This is a genomic window from Shewanella sp. SG44-2, from assembly GCF_014164215.1.
Classification (GTDB): Bacteria; Pseudomonadota; Gammaproteobacteria; order Enterobacterales; family Shewanellaceae; genus Shewanella; species Shewanella frigidimarina.
On the sequence record NZ_JACJEU010000006.1, the window covers coordinates 66,359 to 82,622 of the forward strand.

Annotated in this window: 18 protein-coding genes; 8 read left to right on the forward strand and 10 right to left on the reverse strand. The window is 41.3% G+C overall.

All coding sequences use genetic code 11. From position 1 onward, the window contains the following. The first annotated feature begins 1 nt into the window (after position 1). Both H5181_RS06425 and H5181_RS06430 read left to right on the forward strand, forming a co-directional pair. Positions 2–727 carry a 3-ketoacyl-ACP reductase FabG2 gene (locus tag H5181_RS06425; protein WP_182750550.1) on the forward strand — a complete coding sequence of 242 codons (726 nt, stop codon included), beginning with the start codon at positions 2–4 and terminating at the stop codon, positions 725–727. Continuing rightward, positions 724–1,950 (forward strand): beta-ketoacyl-ACP synthase, encoded by a 1,227-nt coding sequence (locus H5181_RS06430; protein WP_011635827.1) that lies wholly within the window; start codon positions 724–726, stop codon positions 1,948–1,950. Before H5181_RS06425 ends, H5181_RS06430 begins: the two co-directional genes overlap by 4 nt. A 71-nt stretch (positions 1,951–2,021) precedes the next feature. Here H5181_RS06430 and H5181_RS06435 read toward each other — a convergent pair whose 3' ends face one another. From H5181_RS06435 to H5181_RS06460, 6 genes are all read right to left on the reverse strand, one after another. Further along, complete coding sequence (locus tag H5181_RS06435) at positions 2,022–3,524, reverse strand: methyl-accepting chemotaxis protein (protein ID WP_182750551.1); 1,503 nt, start codon at positions 3,522–3,524, stop codon at positions 2,022–2,024. Positions 3,525–3,534: 10 nt separating this feature from the next. Continuing rightward, entirely contained in the window at positions 3,535–4,146 is a 612-nt protein-coding gene (locus H5181_RS06440; RefSeq protein WP_182750552.1) for an SCO family protein, read from the reverse strand. Positions 4,147–4,401: 255 nt separating this feature from the next. Then, positions 4,402–4,995: an FMN-dependent NADH-azoreductase gene (locus H5181_RS06445; RefSeq protein ID WP_182750553.1), complete on the reverse strand. Its 594-nt coding sequence runs from the start codon at positions 4,993–4,995 to the stop codon at positions 4,402–4,404. Positions 4,996–5,148: 153 nt separating this feature from the next. Further along, positions 5,149–5,643, reverse strand: a complete 495-nt coding sequence (locus H5181_RS06450) for a thioesterase domain-containing protein (protein WP_011635823.1) — start codon at positions 5,641–5,643, stop codon at positions 5,149–5,151. 69 nt (positions 5,644–5,712) lie between these two features. Continuing rightward, positions 5,713–6,150, reverse strand: a complete 438-nt coding sequence (gene dtd / locus H5181_RS06455) for a D-aminoacyl-tRNA deacylase (RefSeq protein ID WP_123883588.1) — start codon at positions 6,148–6,150, stop codon at positions 5,713–5,715. A gap of 148 nt (positions 6,151–6,298) precedes the next feature. Beyond that, entirely contained in the window at positions 6,299–7,261 is a 963-nt protein-coding gene (locus H5181_RS06460) for a virulence factor BrkB family protein (RefSeq protein WP_011635821.1), read from the reverse strand. A 105-nt stretch (positions 7,262–7,366) separates the two neighbouring features. Here H5181_RS06460 and H5181_RS06465 point away from each other — a divergent pair, with 105 nt between their 5' ends. Both H5181_RS06465 and H5181_RS06470 read left to right on the forward strand, forming a co-directional pair. Further along, positions 7,367–7,591: a hypothetical protein gene (locus H5181_RS06465; protein WP_011635820.1), complete on the forward strand. Its 225-nt coding sequence runs from the start codon at positions 7,367–7,369 to the stop codon at positions 7,589–7,591. A 62-nt stretch (positions 7,592–7,653) separates the two neighbouring features. Further along, the gene (locus tag H5181_RS06470) at positions 7,654–8,301 is read left to right on the forward strand and encodes a DUF2959 domain-containing protein (protein WP_182750554.1); all 648 of its coding nucleotides are present in this window, start codon (positions 7,654–7,656) and stop codon (positions 8,299–8,301) included. 120 nt (positions 8,302–8,421) lie between these two features. Here H5181_RS06470 and H5181_RS06475 read toward each other — a convergent pair whose 3' ends face one another. The 4 genes from H5181_RS06475 to glnA all read right to left on the reverse strand — a co-directional run bounded on the left by H5181_RS06475 (position 8,422) and on the right by glnA (position 11,529). Then, positions 8,422–8,892, reverse strand: coding sequence for an Lrp/AsnC family transcriptional regulator (locus H5181_RS06475; RefSeq protein WP_182750555.1), 471 nt, complete (start codon positions 8,890–8,892; stop codon positions 8,422–8,424). Positions 8,893–9,084: 192 nt separating this feature from the next. Beyond that, positions 9,085–9,624: a type II secretion system protein gene (locus H5181_RS20890; RefSeq protein ID WP_310734268.1), complete on the reverse strand. Its 540-nt coding sequence runs from the start codon at positions 9,622–9,624 to the stop codon at positions 9,085–9,087. Between the two features lie 53 nt (positions 9,625–9,677). Further along, positions 9,678–9,848: a diguanylate cyclase domain-containing protein gene (locus H5181_RS20965; RefSeq protein ID WP_182750627.1), complete on the reverse strand. Its 171-nt coding sequence runs from the start codon at positions 9,846–9,848 to the stop codon at positions 9,678–9,680. Between the two features lie 271 nt (positions 9,849–10,119). Next, a complete protein-coding gene (gene glnA, locus H5181_RS06490; protein ID WP_011635815.1) occupies positions 10,120–11,529 on the reverse strand; it encodes a glutamate--ammonia ligase in 1,410 nt (469 codons plus the stop codon). Between the two features lie 480 nt (positions 11,530–12,009). On the opposite strand from glnA, the gene typA reads away from it, so the two are divergent. From typA to glnL, 4 genes are all read left to right on the forward strand, one after another. After that, entirely contained in the window at positions 12,010–13,821 is a 1,812-nt protein-coding gene (gene typA / locus H5181_RS06495) for a translational GTPase TypA (RefSeq protein WP_011635814.1), read from the forward strand. Positions 13,822–14,090: 269 nt separating this feature from the next. Continuing rightward, positions 14,091–14,402 carry a pyrimidine/purine nucleoside phosphorylase gene (locus H5181_RS06500; protein WP_011635813.1) on the forward strand — a complete coding sequence of 104 codons (312 nt, stop codon included), beginning with the start codon at positions 14,091–14,093 and terminating at the stop codon, positions 14,400–14,402. A gap of 131 nt (positions 14,403–14,533) precedes the next feature. Then, entirely contained in the window at positions 14,534–15,058 is a 525-nt protein-coding gene (locus H5181_RS06505) for a DUF4124 domain-containing protein (RefSeq protein WP_182750556.1), read from the forward strand. 139 nt (positions 15,059–15,197) lie between these two features. Then, complete coding sequence (gene glnL, locus H5181_RS06510; protein WP_182750557.1) at positions 15,198–16,235, forward strand: nitrogen regulation protein NR(II); 1,038 nt, start codon at positions 15,198–15,200, stop codon at positions 16,233–16,235. The last annotated feature ends 29 nt before the right edge of the window (positions 16,236–16,264 follow it).

Sequence of the window (16,264 nt, forward strand, 5' to 3'; positions counted from 1 at the left end):
TTTGAATAATAGAGTATTAGTTACCGGTTCCAGCCGAGGAATAGGCAAAGCCATCGCGATTAAATTAGCCGAGAATGGTTTTGATATTGCACTGCATTTTCACAGCAATCATGCTGCCGCAGCACAAGTACAAAAAACCTTATTGGATCTTGGTGTGCAGGTTAGTTTACTGCAATTTGATATTGCCGATCGCCAAGCGGTTAAGCTCGCTATCGAAACTGACATTGCCGAAAATGGTGCCTATTATGGCGTGATTCTTAATGCGGGTATTAATCGCGACACCGCCTTCCCTGCGATGACCGAAGATGAATGGGACAGTGTGATCCACACTAACCTTGATGGTTTTTATAATGTTATTCACCCTACAGTTATGCCAATGGTACAAGCACGTAAAGGTGGACGTATTATCACCCTAGCCTCGGTGTCAGGCATTGCAGGTAATCGTGGCCAGGTGAACTATAGCGCATCAAAAGCGGGAGTTATCGGCGCTACTAAAGCCTTGTCACTTGAGTTAGCTAAGCGAAAAATCACCGTCAATTGTATCGCACCAGGGTTAATTGAAACCGACATGGTCACCGATATTTCAACCGATATTGTCAATCAAATAGTACCGATGAAACGCATGGGCAAACCCAGTGAAATTGCAGGTCTTGCTAATTTCTTATTATCAGACGATGCCGCCTACATAACTCGTCAAGTGATCTCCGTTAACGGAGGCATGATATGAAGCGTGTAGTCGTTACCGGCATGGGCGGAATTTCCGCATTAGGTCAAGACTGGCAACAAATTAAAGCCAGCCTACTAGCGAAACATAACTGCGTTATTCGCATGGATGAATGGGATCGCTACCCAGGTCTAAATACACGACTGGCAGCTCCAGTGACTGATTTTACTCTCCCTGCGCATTATTCACGTAAAAAGATCCGCTCTATGGGGCGAGTATCCATGATGGCAACACGTGCCAGTGAATTAGCGCTTGAAGACGCAGGTTTGTTGAACGATCCCATCCTGAACTCCGGTCAAGCTGGCGTGGCCTACGGCTCATCTACAGGCAGTACAGATCCGATTATGGGCTTTGGCGACATGTTAAAAACAGGCGAAATGTCGGGGTTAACCGCCACCAGTTATATCCGCATGATGGCCCACACTACCGCAGTTAATATTGGGGTGTTCTTTGGCCTACAAGGCCGTATTCACACCACAAGCAGTGCGTGCACTTCTGCTAGTCAAGGCATTGGCTATGCTTATGAAGCGATTAAATATGGCATGCAAACCATTATGCTCGCGGGCGGCGGTGAAGAGCTTTGCCCTACCGAGGCGGTTGTGTTTGATACTTTGTATGCCACCAGCACCAAAAATGATACTCCAGAGCTAACGCCGCGCCCATTTGACAAGAACCGCGATGGTTTGGTTATCGGTGAAGGTGCTTGTACTTTGATATTAGAAGAGCTTGAACATGCTCAAGCCCGTGGTGCTAATATTTATGCTGAGTTGGTTGGTTTTGGCACCAATTCAGATGGCCAACACGTCACTCAACCCAATGCTAACACCATGGAAGTGGCGATTCGTTTAGCCTTAAAAGATGCCCAATTATCGGCACAAGACATCGGTTATATCAGTGCTCATGGCACCGCAACCGATCGCGGTGATATAGCAGAAACTGCCGCGACTCACGCAGTATTTGGTGCAGAAACGCCCATCTCTTCATTAAAGAGTTATACCGGTCATACCCTAGGCGCTTGTGGTTCATTGGAAGCATGGAGCAGTATTAACATGATGAATGAAGGCTGGTTTGCACCGACACTCAATCTTAATGATGTCGACCCTGAATGCGCCCCGCTAGATTATATTAAAGACGATATTCGTCATATCGACACCGACTACATTATGAGTAACAACTTTGCCTTTGGTGGCATTAATACTTCATTAATTTTTAAACGTTGGCGTTAATTGCATAAGAGCATCGTCCCAACTTAGCAGCCAAATAATACAGGCGAAAGCGATGCTTTCGCCTGTATTATTTACACCTTGTAAGCCGCAGCTTTGCTTTGATAGTCTTGAGTAATCTGTTTCATTTCTACCGCGCCACCAGCCAGCTTTTGAACTTGTGCCGATAACAGTACAACTGCTTGGGCGTTGTCCAAAATCTCCGATCCTATTTGAGTCAATCTATCTGCTTGTTGTTGTGTACCATTTGCCACGTTGTGGCTCAAGGTCGCCACTTGACCAATTTGGGCTGAACGCTGCTCAAGCCCTTGGGCTATGCCACTGGTATGAAATACATTTTGCGTCGTACGCTGTTTGCCTTGATCCATCGACTCAACGGTTTTTAGCATGCTGATATTCAAACGACTCAATACTTTTTCAATGCCATCGGTCGATTGACTGGTACGCTTTGCTAAAGTGCGAACTTCATCTGCCACCACCGCAAAACCTCGACCACTCTCACCCGCTCTAGCCGCTTCAATCGCCGCATTTAACGCCAGTAAGTTAGTTTGATCTGAAATGCTACGAATAGCCTGTAGCAATGTGGTGATAGCACTAATATCAGTGGTTAAATCGGTCATTGATTCTGCCACTTCTATCATATTAGTTTCTAGCGCCTGCATGTCTTTCATAATGCTTAATGCGCTTTGGCTATCACCAAGACTTGAGGCTGCCCCTTCTTTTGCCTGATCCGCTGATATTTGAGTGTCATGGGCCATTTGTTGAAAATTGTCGATCACATCTTGAGTCGACTCGGCAATCATTCTAGCTTGATCATTTTGCTGTTGTACTGCTTGCTGGGTTTGATCGCTCAGGCTCATTAAGTTGTCGGAAGTACTCGCCATTTTCACAGCAATATCGCGATAGTCGTTAAACAATTGCGATAACTCTTCCAGCATCAAATTAAAGGACATTTCGGCCTGAGTATCAGCTGAAGGTAACCGAACCGATAAATCTTTATGCTGTGAAATATGTTGAATTGCGCCAGCAATACGTTGATTAGCCAGTGAATCAGTACGCATAAACAAGGCAATACGAATAAGAATAAAGGTTTCAGTCGCAGCAAACAAAGCATGAACTAACATTATGGTCCAGTTACAATTACCGGCAAAAATCATTAACTGTGTACCTAAAACTTCAATATCTTGCAATTGAATATAGGTCATAAGAATATGGTGTATTGCCACCGTCAACAAAGCTGCCAATAACGGCTGCCAGCGTAAATAAATAAGAAATACGCCCATGGTGGCAAAGATATGAAAGTGCATTTCAATCATACCCATTTGGCTTTGGATCAGTAATCCTGACACCGTCATCATAATTACTGCACCAACTATCGCAAATAACTCAGTCCCTTTCAGCAAGCTGTAACTCAACTGTACTATGACTAAAATAGCTATCGCTGCAGTAATACTAAAGGTCAGCATTTGGGCACCAAAAAATCCACTGATGACTAATAATGGGGCCTGCAACATCAACAACCGATAGATATATAAATCATGTTTCTTCAGTAATATTACAGTTTGAGCATCATTCATATATATAAACCTAAAGTTGAGATGAAATAATATGGTTAAGGTCAATCAACATCTTGGATATTGAAAGTTGTTTAGCCGTATAAATACGTGCGATTTTTCCGTTTGGGTTCAACAAAAATAGATTGCCAACATGATTGATGGTGGCGAGTTGCCGATTGATATTGTCCGATAAGCGCAATTCAAGTTGATGTAAATCTGACTCGGACAATGACGCACTGACAAAACGCGTAGAGCGCGCATCGATCACCGCTTGGCGCAAGGCTAATGTGTCGTTATCAGGGTCAATAGTCACAAATAGAAATTGAACCTCAACTTTATTAAACGAAGCATCCTGCTCTATGCGTTGCTCAAGTTGATTTAATTGCTCAATACGTATTGGACAAATTTCTGAGCACGACAAAAATCCCAAAAATAAATAGGTATACCTTCCCGCAGACGCAGGGTACTGGTGAACTTGTTGATTAATGTCTTGCCACCGAAAATGAATCTGTTGGCTATCACTGGTGGTAATTCCATAGCTCTGCGAACCTGAATCCCATTGATTAATCAACATCAATATAGGAACAAGACTCACAGCGAGCAGAATTAAAGCTGACGCGATGACAATTTTGTTTATTTTCATAAAATAGAAACAACAATATGACGGCTTTTCAACGATAAGCTTGAGGGCTTTTGGTAATGAATCTACATTTTGAAAAGTAAAGTTGGCATCAAACTAGATACTGATAATAAGGTCTATACGTGGCAAATTATGTTGTTGATCAACCAAATGACAAAAAATCACAAAATAAAAAACGCTTAATGCTCCTTTAAATGTCAAAGGTGCATTAAACGTTTAGTTTTCAAACCAGCGACTTAACTTAAGCCGCTGTATTTATTAAAGTGTTATTGCATCGATAGCAAGCTTAGCTTGGCTAATACCTGCTTCTGCTGCATCAGGCCCCATATTTAATGCTTCTGCATAAATGGTTTCAACGTCGTTAATCCCAATAAAGCCCAACACAGTTGTTAAGTAAGGTACCACATGGTCTGTAGGGCCGCCTTTATGCGCTCCACCACGAGTAGTCACAATAATGGCACGCTTACCTTCGATTAAACCAACAGCTCCGGTATCGGTGTAAGTAAACGTCACACCGGCACGGGCGATCAAATCGATCCAATTTTTTAACGTTGTCGGTATACCAAAATTGTACATCGGCGCAGCGATAATAATGGTGTCATGAGCTTTAATTTCAGCGACTAATTCATCCGATAGCGCGAGTGCAGATAATTGACGTTCAGAAAGATTATCACCGCCGCGTAAACCTGAAGCTAGCTCACCATCTAACATTGGTAACGTATTTTCACCTAAATCACGCACTGTAATTTGCGCACCTTTACTGCTCCATTGTTGATGTAAATAATCAACTAATGCTGAAGACTGTGAATAACTGCCTAGAATGCTTGATTTTAAAATTAGTACTTTTGCCATTGTTAAGTCTCACCCATATGTTTGTTGGGTCATATGCTATGTGCCTGACCAATGCAGTTAGTATATTTGCCTATAAAAAAGAATAATAGCGTAATAATTTTGCAATTATATTCGATAAAATCGAAATGTATTTACATGTTCAACGCGCATATTTTAATCAATGCTAATATTTTTTGGCGGTAAAGACACAAATTGCCCGGTAAACGTAGCACACATAATGTCATCACAATATAACGCCACTTCTAAAGTGATTTTTACTCGTCGGCCTCGGTTTAATGGATTCAAATCAGTATAGGGCCAAATAACTTTGGCATAAGGCTGTTTAGTCACCGGTTTTAAATATCTGACTTTTGCATCAGCTAACACGATATCACCGTGAGCCTGTGATAATTGCTGCTGTAACCACACCATTCCCCAGCCGGTTAACGTCATTAAAGTATAAATGCTGCCAGCAAACATGGTGTGATGTAAATTAACGTTGGGCTCTAAAGGTGCTGTGACTTGTAGGCTATCGCCATTAAACAACACTGGTTTAATGTTCATAAATTGACTAACAGGAATCGTACTGTGCCAAGTTTCACACAAGGTCTGAAGTAAAGCTGTTACCTTGGCATCTGATTGCGCTTCTGTGAATGAAATATCAAGCATAACGGCATCCCTCCGATGATGACTGGTTAACCTCAGCTGCCAATAATTGAATGGTAATAAATTATGGCCTTATACCTGCAAATTAAAGGTCACAGGGCCATCATTAACCAACTCAACCTGCATATCTGCACCAAATTGCCCCGTCTGTGTCATAACCCCTTGTTGGCGACAATACTCGACAAAGGCTAGATAAAGGCGATCGGCTTGTTCTGGGGTTGCTGCGCACGAAAAACTGGGTCTTAAACCTTTGCCTGTATCTGCAGCTAAGGTAAATTGTGACACCACCAATAATTGCCCACCGACTTGAGTCAGATTAAGATTCATTTTGCCATCTTCATCACTAAACACCCGATAATTAATGACTTTTGTAGCTAACTTAACCATTTTCTCAATATTATCTTCGCGCTCTATGCCTAGTAATACTAACAAGCCTTGGTCAATTTTGCCGACTATTGTATTGTCTACCGACACTGATGCACGTTTAACTCGTTGAATTAATGCAATCATAACTGCCTTAAAATATGTTTTTGAGTAGTCGTTATTCGAACCACAATATTGTCGCCAATACATGGCGACCTTGTTTAGCTAAGGTTATTGGCGCGCACTTTCCTGTGTAACAGGCAGTAACGGAATCAATTAAATACATTCGTAATAGTTATGATTTATCAGACGGAACCGATTTATCAACCACGATAGGATCATGCACATTGTTGACATGCTCGTCTTCCGTTTCAGCAAATATTTCCGCTTTTAGATCTTCCGCTATAACAGCCAAACTCTCCAGATACTCTGGTAAAGCGGCAGTAATTTCTGCCCCTAACAACACAATCATCCACGATAAATATACCCATACAAACAAAATGGGCACCACTGCCAGAGCGCCATAAATGGCTTCATAACTCGGAAACTGAGTGACATAAAACGCAAAACCTTTTTTACCTGCTTCAAATAATACCGCTGCAACAATTGCGCCTAATAAAGCATGCAAGAAATGCACTTTCTTATTTGGTACAACCATATACAACAGTAAGATCGATGCTGCAGAAAATATCAACGGCAAACGTTCAACAATCCACGGCACTAATCCAGATAATTCAGTACCTGCCACAACCTCTAATGACACAACATAGGACGTTGCTACTAAGCTTGCACCTATGAGAACAGGTCCCAGAGTCAACACCATCCAGTACATCGAAAATGACACCACGTATGAGCGTTTTTCGGTAATCCGCCAAATGTTATTCAATGCTTTGTCGATAGCTGAAATCAGCATAATGGCAACAAACACTAAGGCGATAATACCGACAAAAGTGCCTTTAGATGCATTAGCGACAAATTCGTTAATATGCACTTGCACCGTATCACCCGCCGCAGGTATAAAATTATTATAAATAAAGCCTTCGATATTGCCGCGAATACCTTTAAACACCGGAAAGGCCGATAACATCGACATGGTGACAGCCAACATAGGCACCAGTGACAACAAGGTCACATAGGCCAAATGACCTGCTCGTATATTGATTTGGTCTTCAGCAAGCCGCTGTTTGAGATGGAGTAGAAACTGCCAAATCCCACTAAAAAAAGCCGCAATAGGGCTGTAATCAAACTTTTTGGGCATAATAATCCTTATTTCATACCACGTTAGTGGAGATAACATTTGTATTCAGTCACTAACTTCGTACAATGTTATAACATAATAGTCATCGAATAATGGAGCAAATTGATGTCACAACAAGGTTCGGCGGGTAATGTACTCGCAGCTGTCGCGAGCTTATTTTTCCCAGGCCTAGGCCAGCTTTTGCAAGGGCGTATATTAGCGGCTTTGTTATTCTTCTGCATTACTGCCGTTTGTTATTTCTTTTTTGTGTTGGTCATCCCAGCCATTATCGGTGGTTTATTCCATTTATGGAGCATCATCGATGCAGCAAAATTTAAATCAGGCAGTTAACTCACAATGTAGTTAACTTCAACGAGGTACCTTTCGCCTCACACAATAAAAGAGACACATTGATGAAAAAATGGATATCACTGGCACTATTAAGTAGCAGTTTACTGTTGAGCGGTTGTCAAAGCGCCTATTACGGTGCAATGGAAAAAGTCGGCTATCACAAACGCGACATTATGGTCGATAGAGTGCAAGAAGCAAAAGAGTCGCAAGAAGAAGCTCAAGAGCAATTTAGCTCTGCATTGGAAGAAATGCAGGCGCTTTTGGCATTTGATGGTGGCGATTTAGAAGATGCTTATAACAAAGCTAAAGATGAATATGAGTCTGCTCAAACTGCTGCTGATGAAGTTAGTCATCGCATCGAAAAAGTCGAAGATGTCGCGGATGCTTTATTTGATGAATGGCAAACTGAAATCGAAGAAATCAGCAAAGCCAGTTTACGCCGTAACAGCACCAGCAAGCTCAATGAAACCAAACGTTCATATAAAACGCTAGTCAGAAGTATGCGCCGTGCAGAAGCTAAAATGCCACCCATTTTAACCGCAATGAAAGATAATATGCTGTATTTAAAACATAACCTAAATGCGCAGGCTATTGGTGCCATTAAAGGTGAGTTTGCCAATTTACAGACAGATATCTCTAGCTTGATTAAAGAAATGAACAAATCGATTGCCGAATCGAACAAGTTTATAGCCTCAATGGAACAAGGTTAAACCTTACCTCCCCATGTCAACTAACGCCCTTAGCGGTAACCTATGCTGTCATAGTCTATGACGGCCTAGGTGCTGCTTTTGGGTATTTATATGTGCCTATCCTATTCTGTGTATTTATGCTTAGTCGATCGGCGACTGGTCCACAGGTAAAGCCGTACGGCTAAAGATTGGCTTCAAGACCACAGTGGTTTCAATGCTGGCGACAAACTTAAGGTTGCCAAGCGATTTCTTGATAAATTGTTCATAAGAAACCAAGTCTTTGGCGACAATTTTGAGCATGTAGTCATAAGCACCGGTTACCACAGCGCATTCCATCACTTGAGGTAATTGTGCCATAGTTGATTCAAATAACGCGGTCGATTGATCAGTATGTTCCGTTAAACGTATCGATGTATAAACCACAATATTTAAGCCCACTTTAAAGGGATCAACTTGTGCACCATAGCCTAAAATCACTTTGTCTTGTTCAAGCTTTTTGACTCGTCGTAAACAAGGAGTATCCGACATATTAACCTTATCGGCTAATTCAGAAACAGCCATCCGGCCCTGACGTTGTAAAATTTCTAATAGCTTGAGGTCTTTTTTATCCATTAAACAAATCGCTTTTTAGTGAGTGATTAACGGTATAAATATCATATTCCTGAGTGAATTCCTCTACAAATTTACGTTAATCACAAATATTTCAAGCAAATGGGCGTCGCAAAACAATAAATACCATAAAGTTAACATGGCATTTATCTAAAGAGGGTAACTTGAGGTGATGCTAGCGAAGAATAACAATACTTAACACTCGTCAATATCGACAACAACTAACGGTGACTCTCCTGCTGCTTGTGGTTGCGAATATCTAATTTCGCATTTATTGGCAGCATAATCTGCATTGGGACGAATACGTAATCCTCTTCGATTATTAACATCATAGGTTGTGATGTTAAATTCACCACCGCCACTGTTGTCGGTAATATTAATCATTCTAACGATACCGGCTGAAGTATGACGCGGATATCCGTAAGCTAACGTTACTGATTGGCCTTGTACCATAATACTATTGCCCAAACCATTACTGGTCCCTGGGGCTGTTTCATCGCAACCTGCACTTATCACGCAAGCAGAATAAACCAAGGTTTTACCGCTATTAATTGCTGCTGCAACGCCCTGCATACTACTCGCATAAGCATTACTTTTTAAATCGATAAATTTTGGAGCAACCACAACAGCAAGGATGCCTAAAATAATAATCACTACTACAAGTTCTATTAAGCTAAAACCTTGCTGCTTACGCCACGACAAACGATCATGATTAAATGAGCTTATATGTATCAATTTAGATATCCTGCAGCCAAATAGAAAATAACATTACTCTCTATTTTAAAATATTAATCAGCCAGTATCACCTGAGATTTTCCGGCATGTTTAACCTGATACATCGCAACATCTGCACGATGGATTAAGCTATCTGTATCGCTATCAACACCTTTATAAATGGCTGCACCAATACATGCACTAATGCTCAGTAAGTATAAATTTATTTGAAAAAGTTGCTTGATGAGTTAAAGGATACTGCTTGCGGTAGCCATTACAGTACTACTATCTATATGATCATGTAAAAGGATTGTGATTACGAATAAGTTCCAATCATTTCTTGAGCCTAAACTAAACAGATAATATTTTAGCCTTCTAAATGATACCTATTTTTCTATCAACTACAGCTTAGACAAATTTATATATCTTTGTGTTCATTAATCCACAAAAAAAACCCGATAATCACTTATCGGGTTTTTTTATTGGTTTGCTTGTTTAAGCAATTGCGCTCAAGAATTACAAGCTGTAATACATTTCAAACTCAAGTGGGTGAGTAGTACGTGCAACACGTTCTGCTTCTGCCGTTTTAAGTTGGATATAAGACTGAATAAAGTCTTCGCTGAATACGCCGCCTTTAGTTAAGAACTCATGGTCAGCCTGTAAATTTTCAAGTGCGTTTTCTAATGACGTCGCAACCTGTGGAATTTCAGCAGCCTCTTCAGCTGGTAAGTCATATAGATCTTTATCCATTGCTTCACCTGGGTGGATCTTGTTTTGAATACCATCAAGACCAGCCATTAGTAATGCAGCAAAACCTAAATATGGATTTGCATGTGGATCAGGGAAACGCGCTTCGATACGACGGCCTTTAGGGCTTGGTACCACTGGAATACGAATTGAAGCACTGCGGTTACGTGCAGAATATGCAAGCATTACTGGCGCTTCAAAATGTGGCACTAAACGCTTGTAAGAGTTTGTGCTTGGGTTAGTGAACGCATTCAATGCACGGGCATGCTTAATAATGCCGCCAATGTAGTAAAGCGCTAGGTCACTTAGGCCAGCATATTTATCACCAGCAAATAAGTTAACACCATCTTTAGCTAAAGACTGATGCACGTGCATGCCGCTACCGTTGTCACCAACGATTGGTTTTGGCATAAATGTCGCTGTTTTACCATAAGCATGTGCCATGTTATGAACAACGTATTTTAGAATTTGAATTTCATCAGCTTTCTTAGTCAACGTATTGAAACGTGTTGCGATTTCGTTTTGACCCGCTGTTGCTACTTCGTGGTGATGCGCTTCAACTACTTGACCCATTTCTTCAAGTACTAAACACATTGCCGAACGTAAATCTTGTGAAGAATCAACTGGTGCAACTGGGAAATAACCACCTTTCACCATTGGACGGTGACCAGTGTTACCTTCTTCATAGCTCTTAGCTGAGTTCCATGATGCTTCTTTTGCGTCAATCTTCACGAAACAACCTGACATGTCAGTACCAAAACGGACATCGTCAAATAAGAAGAACTCTGGCTCTGGACCAATCAATACTGTGTCAGCAATACCAGTAGAAATTAGGTAAGCTTCAGCTTTCTTAGCAATAGAACGTGGGTCACGGTCATAACCTGTCATAGTACCAGGCTCTAAAATGTCACAACGAATAAGTGCTGTTGTTTCTTCAGTGAAAGGGTCTAACACGAAAGTGGTTGGATCTGGCATTAGCACCATGTCAGATTCATTAATGCCTTTCCAACCCACAATTGAAGAACCGTCAAACATTTTGCCGTCTTCAAAGAAATCTTCATCTACTTGATGAGAAGGAATAGAAACATGCTGCTCTTTACCTTTAGTGTCGGTAAAGCGTAAGTCTACAAACTTAACTTCTAACTCTACAAGTTGTTTTAAAACTGATTCAACTGACATTCTCAAGCCTCCGGTAGGGTAAAGGGTTGTCCCTTAAATAATCTTGCCATTCGCCAGATGATGCACCTGGAAAACGAATCTTTACATAATTATCAGCAGTAAAGCGATATTCATGCCAGATCGCTAACTAATTGATTTTATGAAGATGAGAAAGTTTCCAAATCTTCTAAATCATAACCTTGCACCAACCTCGTGCATCACTATGTTTCATCATGGTGCAAAAGTCCATAATGGTGCGCCATGTTAATGTTACTGTTTTAGCCAATGTCACATTTTTGTCTTACATCATGGTTATGCTTAATATATATACGTTTTATGCTGTTTTTTAACGCATAGCAAGTAATAGATTTACAAGTGTTCAAAAATAATCCTATCTACAAAAGCTGCTGTGAAGTAGAATGGCACGCTTTTTTACAGTGGCTATAATCTATAACTACTGTTAGATCCTTTTTTTTTATTTGCTGGTTTAGAGGTTTATCCGTGCTAGAGAATTTACGTAACATCGCCATTATTGCCCACGTTGACCATGGCAAAACAACCCTGGTTGACAAAATGTTGGCGCAGTCAGGAACCCTTGCATCTCGTGGAGAAGCTACTGAGCGGGTTATGGATTCTAACGATCTTGAAAAAGAACGTGGGATCACCATTCTGGCAAAGAACACTGCCATCCAGTGGAACGACTACCGTATTAATATCGTAGATACTCCTGGCCACGCCGATTTCGGTGGTGAAGTTGAACGCGTTCTATCTATGGTTGACTCAGTATTACTATTGGTTGATGCAGTTGATGGCCCAATGCCACAAACTCGCTTTGTAACCAAGAAAGCATTCGCTCAAGGCCTTAAGCCAATTGTTGTTATCAACAAAATTGACCGTCCAAGTGCTCGTCCAGATTGGGTTATTGACCAAGTATTCGATTTATTCGTTAACTTAGGTGCCACTGACGAACAACTAGATTTCCCAATCGTTTACGCTTCGGCATTAAATGGTTTTGCAACGTTAGATCCAGATGTAGCGAGCGATGATATGACGCCGCTATTCCAAACTATCGTTGAGAAAGTTGCTTTCCCAGACGCTGATGCTGAAGCGCCATTCCAAATGCAAATCTCTCAAATCGATTATAACTCATACGTGGGTGTTATCGGTATTGGCCGTATTACCCGTGGTAGCGTTAAGACTAACCAACAAGTGACTATTATTGGCGCTGACGGTAAGACTCGTAACGGAAAAATGGGCCAAGTATTAGGTTACATGGGTCTTGACCGTACAGAAGTGCCAATTGCAAATGCTGGTGATATCGTTGCTATTACAGGTTTAGGCGAGCTTAAAATCTCTGACACTATCTGTGCAGTGAATGCAGTAGAAGCTATGCCACCGTTAACTGTTGATGAACCAACGCTAACGATGACATTCCAAGTAAACACTTCTCCGTTCGCGGGTAAAGAAGGTAAGTACGTTACTTCACGTAACATTCTTGAACGTTTACAGACTGAATTAGTTCACAACGTAGCACTTCGCGTTGAAGAAACAGAAAGTCCAGACCGTTTCCGCGTATCAGGTCGTGGTGAATTACACTTATCGATTTTAATTGAAAACATGCGTCGTGAAGGTTATGAATTAGCCGTATCTCGTCCAGAAGTTATTCTAAAAACAATCGATGGTGAGCTACATGAACCATACGAAACTGTAACAGTTGACGTTGAAGAAGAACATCAAGGTACCGTAATTGAAAAATTAGGTGTTCGTAAAGGCGAAATGAAAGACATGCAGCTTGATGGTAAAGGTCGTGTACGTATCGACTTTGTTATCCCAAGCCGTGGCTTAATTGGTTTCCAAACCGAATTCTTAACTGCTACATCTGGTACTGGTCTAATTTATCATTCATTTGATCACTACGGTCCACACAAAGGTGGCGATATTGGTCAACGCGCTAACGGCGTATTGATTTCAAACGCAACAGGTAAAGCACTAACATTCGCTCTATTTGCTTTGCAAGACCGTGGTCGTATGTTTATTGGTCACGCAGCTGAAGTGTATGAAGGTCAAGTAGTGGGTATTCATGCTCGCTCTAACGATTTGACAGTAAACTGTTTGAAAGGTAAACAGCTAACTAACATGCGCGCATCTGGTACTGATGAAGCACAAGTATTGACTACACCAATTAACTTAACGCTTGAGCAAGCTCTTGAATTCATCGATGATGATGAATTAGTTGAAGTAACTCCTAAGAACATCCGTGTTCGTAAGAGATTCTTAACTGAAAACGAACGTAAGCGTAATAACCGCGGTTAATTACCATCAATGAGTGGCAGATTACATTTGCCACTCATTGAGACCTAAAAAGCCCAGATGCATGCATCTGGGCTTTTTGTTGCCTCGTCTATCAGGCTATAAGCGAAAGGCCTAGGACGCTGCGCAGCTAGTACGCTCCGCGGCTAGAGGCTATAAAGTCAACAGCTTAGCAGCGAAGCGACTCTAATGATACAACATGAAAACATTTAACTAGATATTTTACGTAAACGCAGATAGATTCATGCCAAGATCATTTTTAGGGAGAATATATGAGTATGTTACAACAGGTAAGCGTCGCTAAAAAAGCCAATGTGTATTTTAACGGTAAAGTGATAAGCAGAAGCGTAGTATTAGCTGATGGTAGTAAACAAACTTTTGGCGTTGTATTGCCTGGTGAATATGAGTTCTCAACGGCTCAAGGTGAAATAATGCAGGTTATTTCCGGCAAGTTTGACGTGTTATTACCGGGTAAAACAGAGTGGGTTGCATATGCTGAAGCAAGCCAGTTTGAACTTGCACCAAATGTGAGCTTTAGTATTCGAACAGATCAAATTTCAGAATACTGCTGCCAATACATATAGTTTTCTTGCACCTTAATAAACAATAGCGACTTAACAGTGCCGCTTCAATTCAGCTTAACTAAATCAGTTTAAGCTGATTTTTTTTATAAAAACGTCTACTCTATTAAAACTGTCGTTTTATGGAGTGCATCATGCGCCTTATCATACTTATTAGTTTGCTATTATTGAGCGCCCAAAGTGTTGCTGCCGTATACCGTTGGGTAGATGAAAATGGCAAAGTTCATTACTCGGATGAACAAAAAAATAATGCCGAAGCTGTTGAATTAAATGAAAACACCCAAAATAACATGACGATTAACACCCCAACAAAAATCAATGTTACTCCAACAACAGAAGCATCAATTAATTACACGATTTCGATAACCTCTCCACAAGAAGAAGCTACTGTGCGTGACAATAACGGCGCATTTACCGTGTCAGTGAGCGTCAGCCCTCAACTACCTCGTGGCGTGCTAATGACATTATTAGTCGATGGAGTTATCACAGCCCCTGCTCAAGTATCGAATATATTCCAATTAACAGGCATTAATAGAGGTGAACACTCACTGGTTGTTAACGCTGTAACACAAAGCGGCAAAGTCCTTGCATCAAGCTCTCCTAGAAAGATATTCCTTCACCAAGCATCTGTATTTGGACCAGCAAAAAAGTCTAAATAATTAAGATAAAAACTATTTTATTCATTCACTTATAAATTTGTAGGTGATCTTTTATCTTATAAAGAGCTTGTGTGTTCCGGGTTGTGATATGCACCAAATTGGTGCATTATAATGGTGCAACCCAATACTAGGACGGCTAATGGACACAAATAACCTTCTCAATCACTTAGTCACCGCAGTGCTCGTTATTAATAACGAGCTCAAGCTGAGCTATGCTAATGCCGCGGCCGCACAATTATTGGGAGTAGGTAACTATAAGCTGCTTGAACAAACGCTTCCCGAGCTCTATCAACTGATGGGAGTTGAGCCACAATTACTCCGCGATGCGATTAATGCTGGCCAAGGACTTACAGTGAATACCGCAGCATTAATTACCCTAGACGGCCAACATCACACCATTGATATTACCTTGGTGCCTATTGAAAATGACAATAACCTCAGCATCTTAGAATTACGCCAAGTAGACCAACAACGCCGTATTCATCAGCAGCTTAATATGGACGCCCAACAGCAAGCAGCACAGTTTTTGGTGCGTAACTTAGCTCATGAAATTAAAAACCCACTGGGCGGGCTTCGAGGCGCTGCGCAATTGTTATCTCGAGAACTCGACTCACCTGAGTTAAAAGAATTTACCAGCCTGATTATCGAACAGGCTGATAGATTACGAAATTTAGTCGACCGCTTGCTTGGCCCACAACGACCAACGCAACATACTGAACACAATATTCATCAAGTGATTCAAAAAGTGCTTAAGCTCGTTGAAATGGCACTGCCAGAAAATATCAGCTTAAAACGAGATTACGATCCATCGATTCCTGATATTCAGATGGATCCAGATCAAATGCAGCAGGCCGTATTGAATATTGTACAAAATGCGATACAAGCTTTAGAACATTGTGGTGGCGATATTGTCATTCGCACTCGCACTCAACATCAAGTCACCATTGGAACACAGCGCTATAAAGTGGTACTCGCCTTATCCATTATTGATAACGGCCCCGGTATTCCTGCTGAGTTAATGGATACCCTTTTCTACCCTATGGTCACCGGTCGTGACGAAGGCTCAGGGTTAGGATTATCCATTGCACATAACATTGCCCGATTACACGGCGGTCGCATTGATTGTGTTTCGGCACCAGGGCATACCGAATTTATTATTAACCTGCCATTACAATAACTAGCATGCCCTTTGTAGGCAGAATGAGG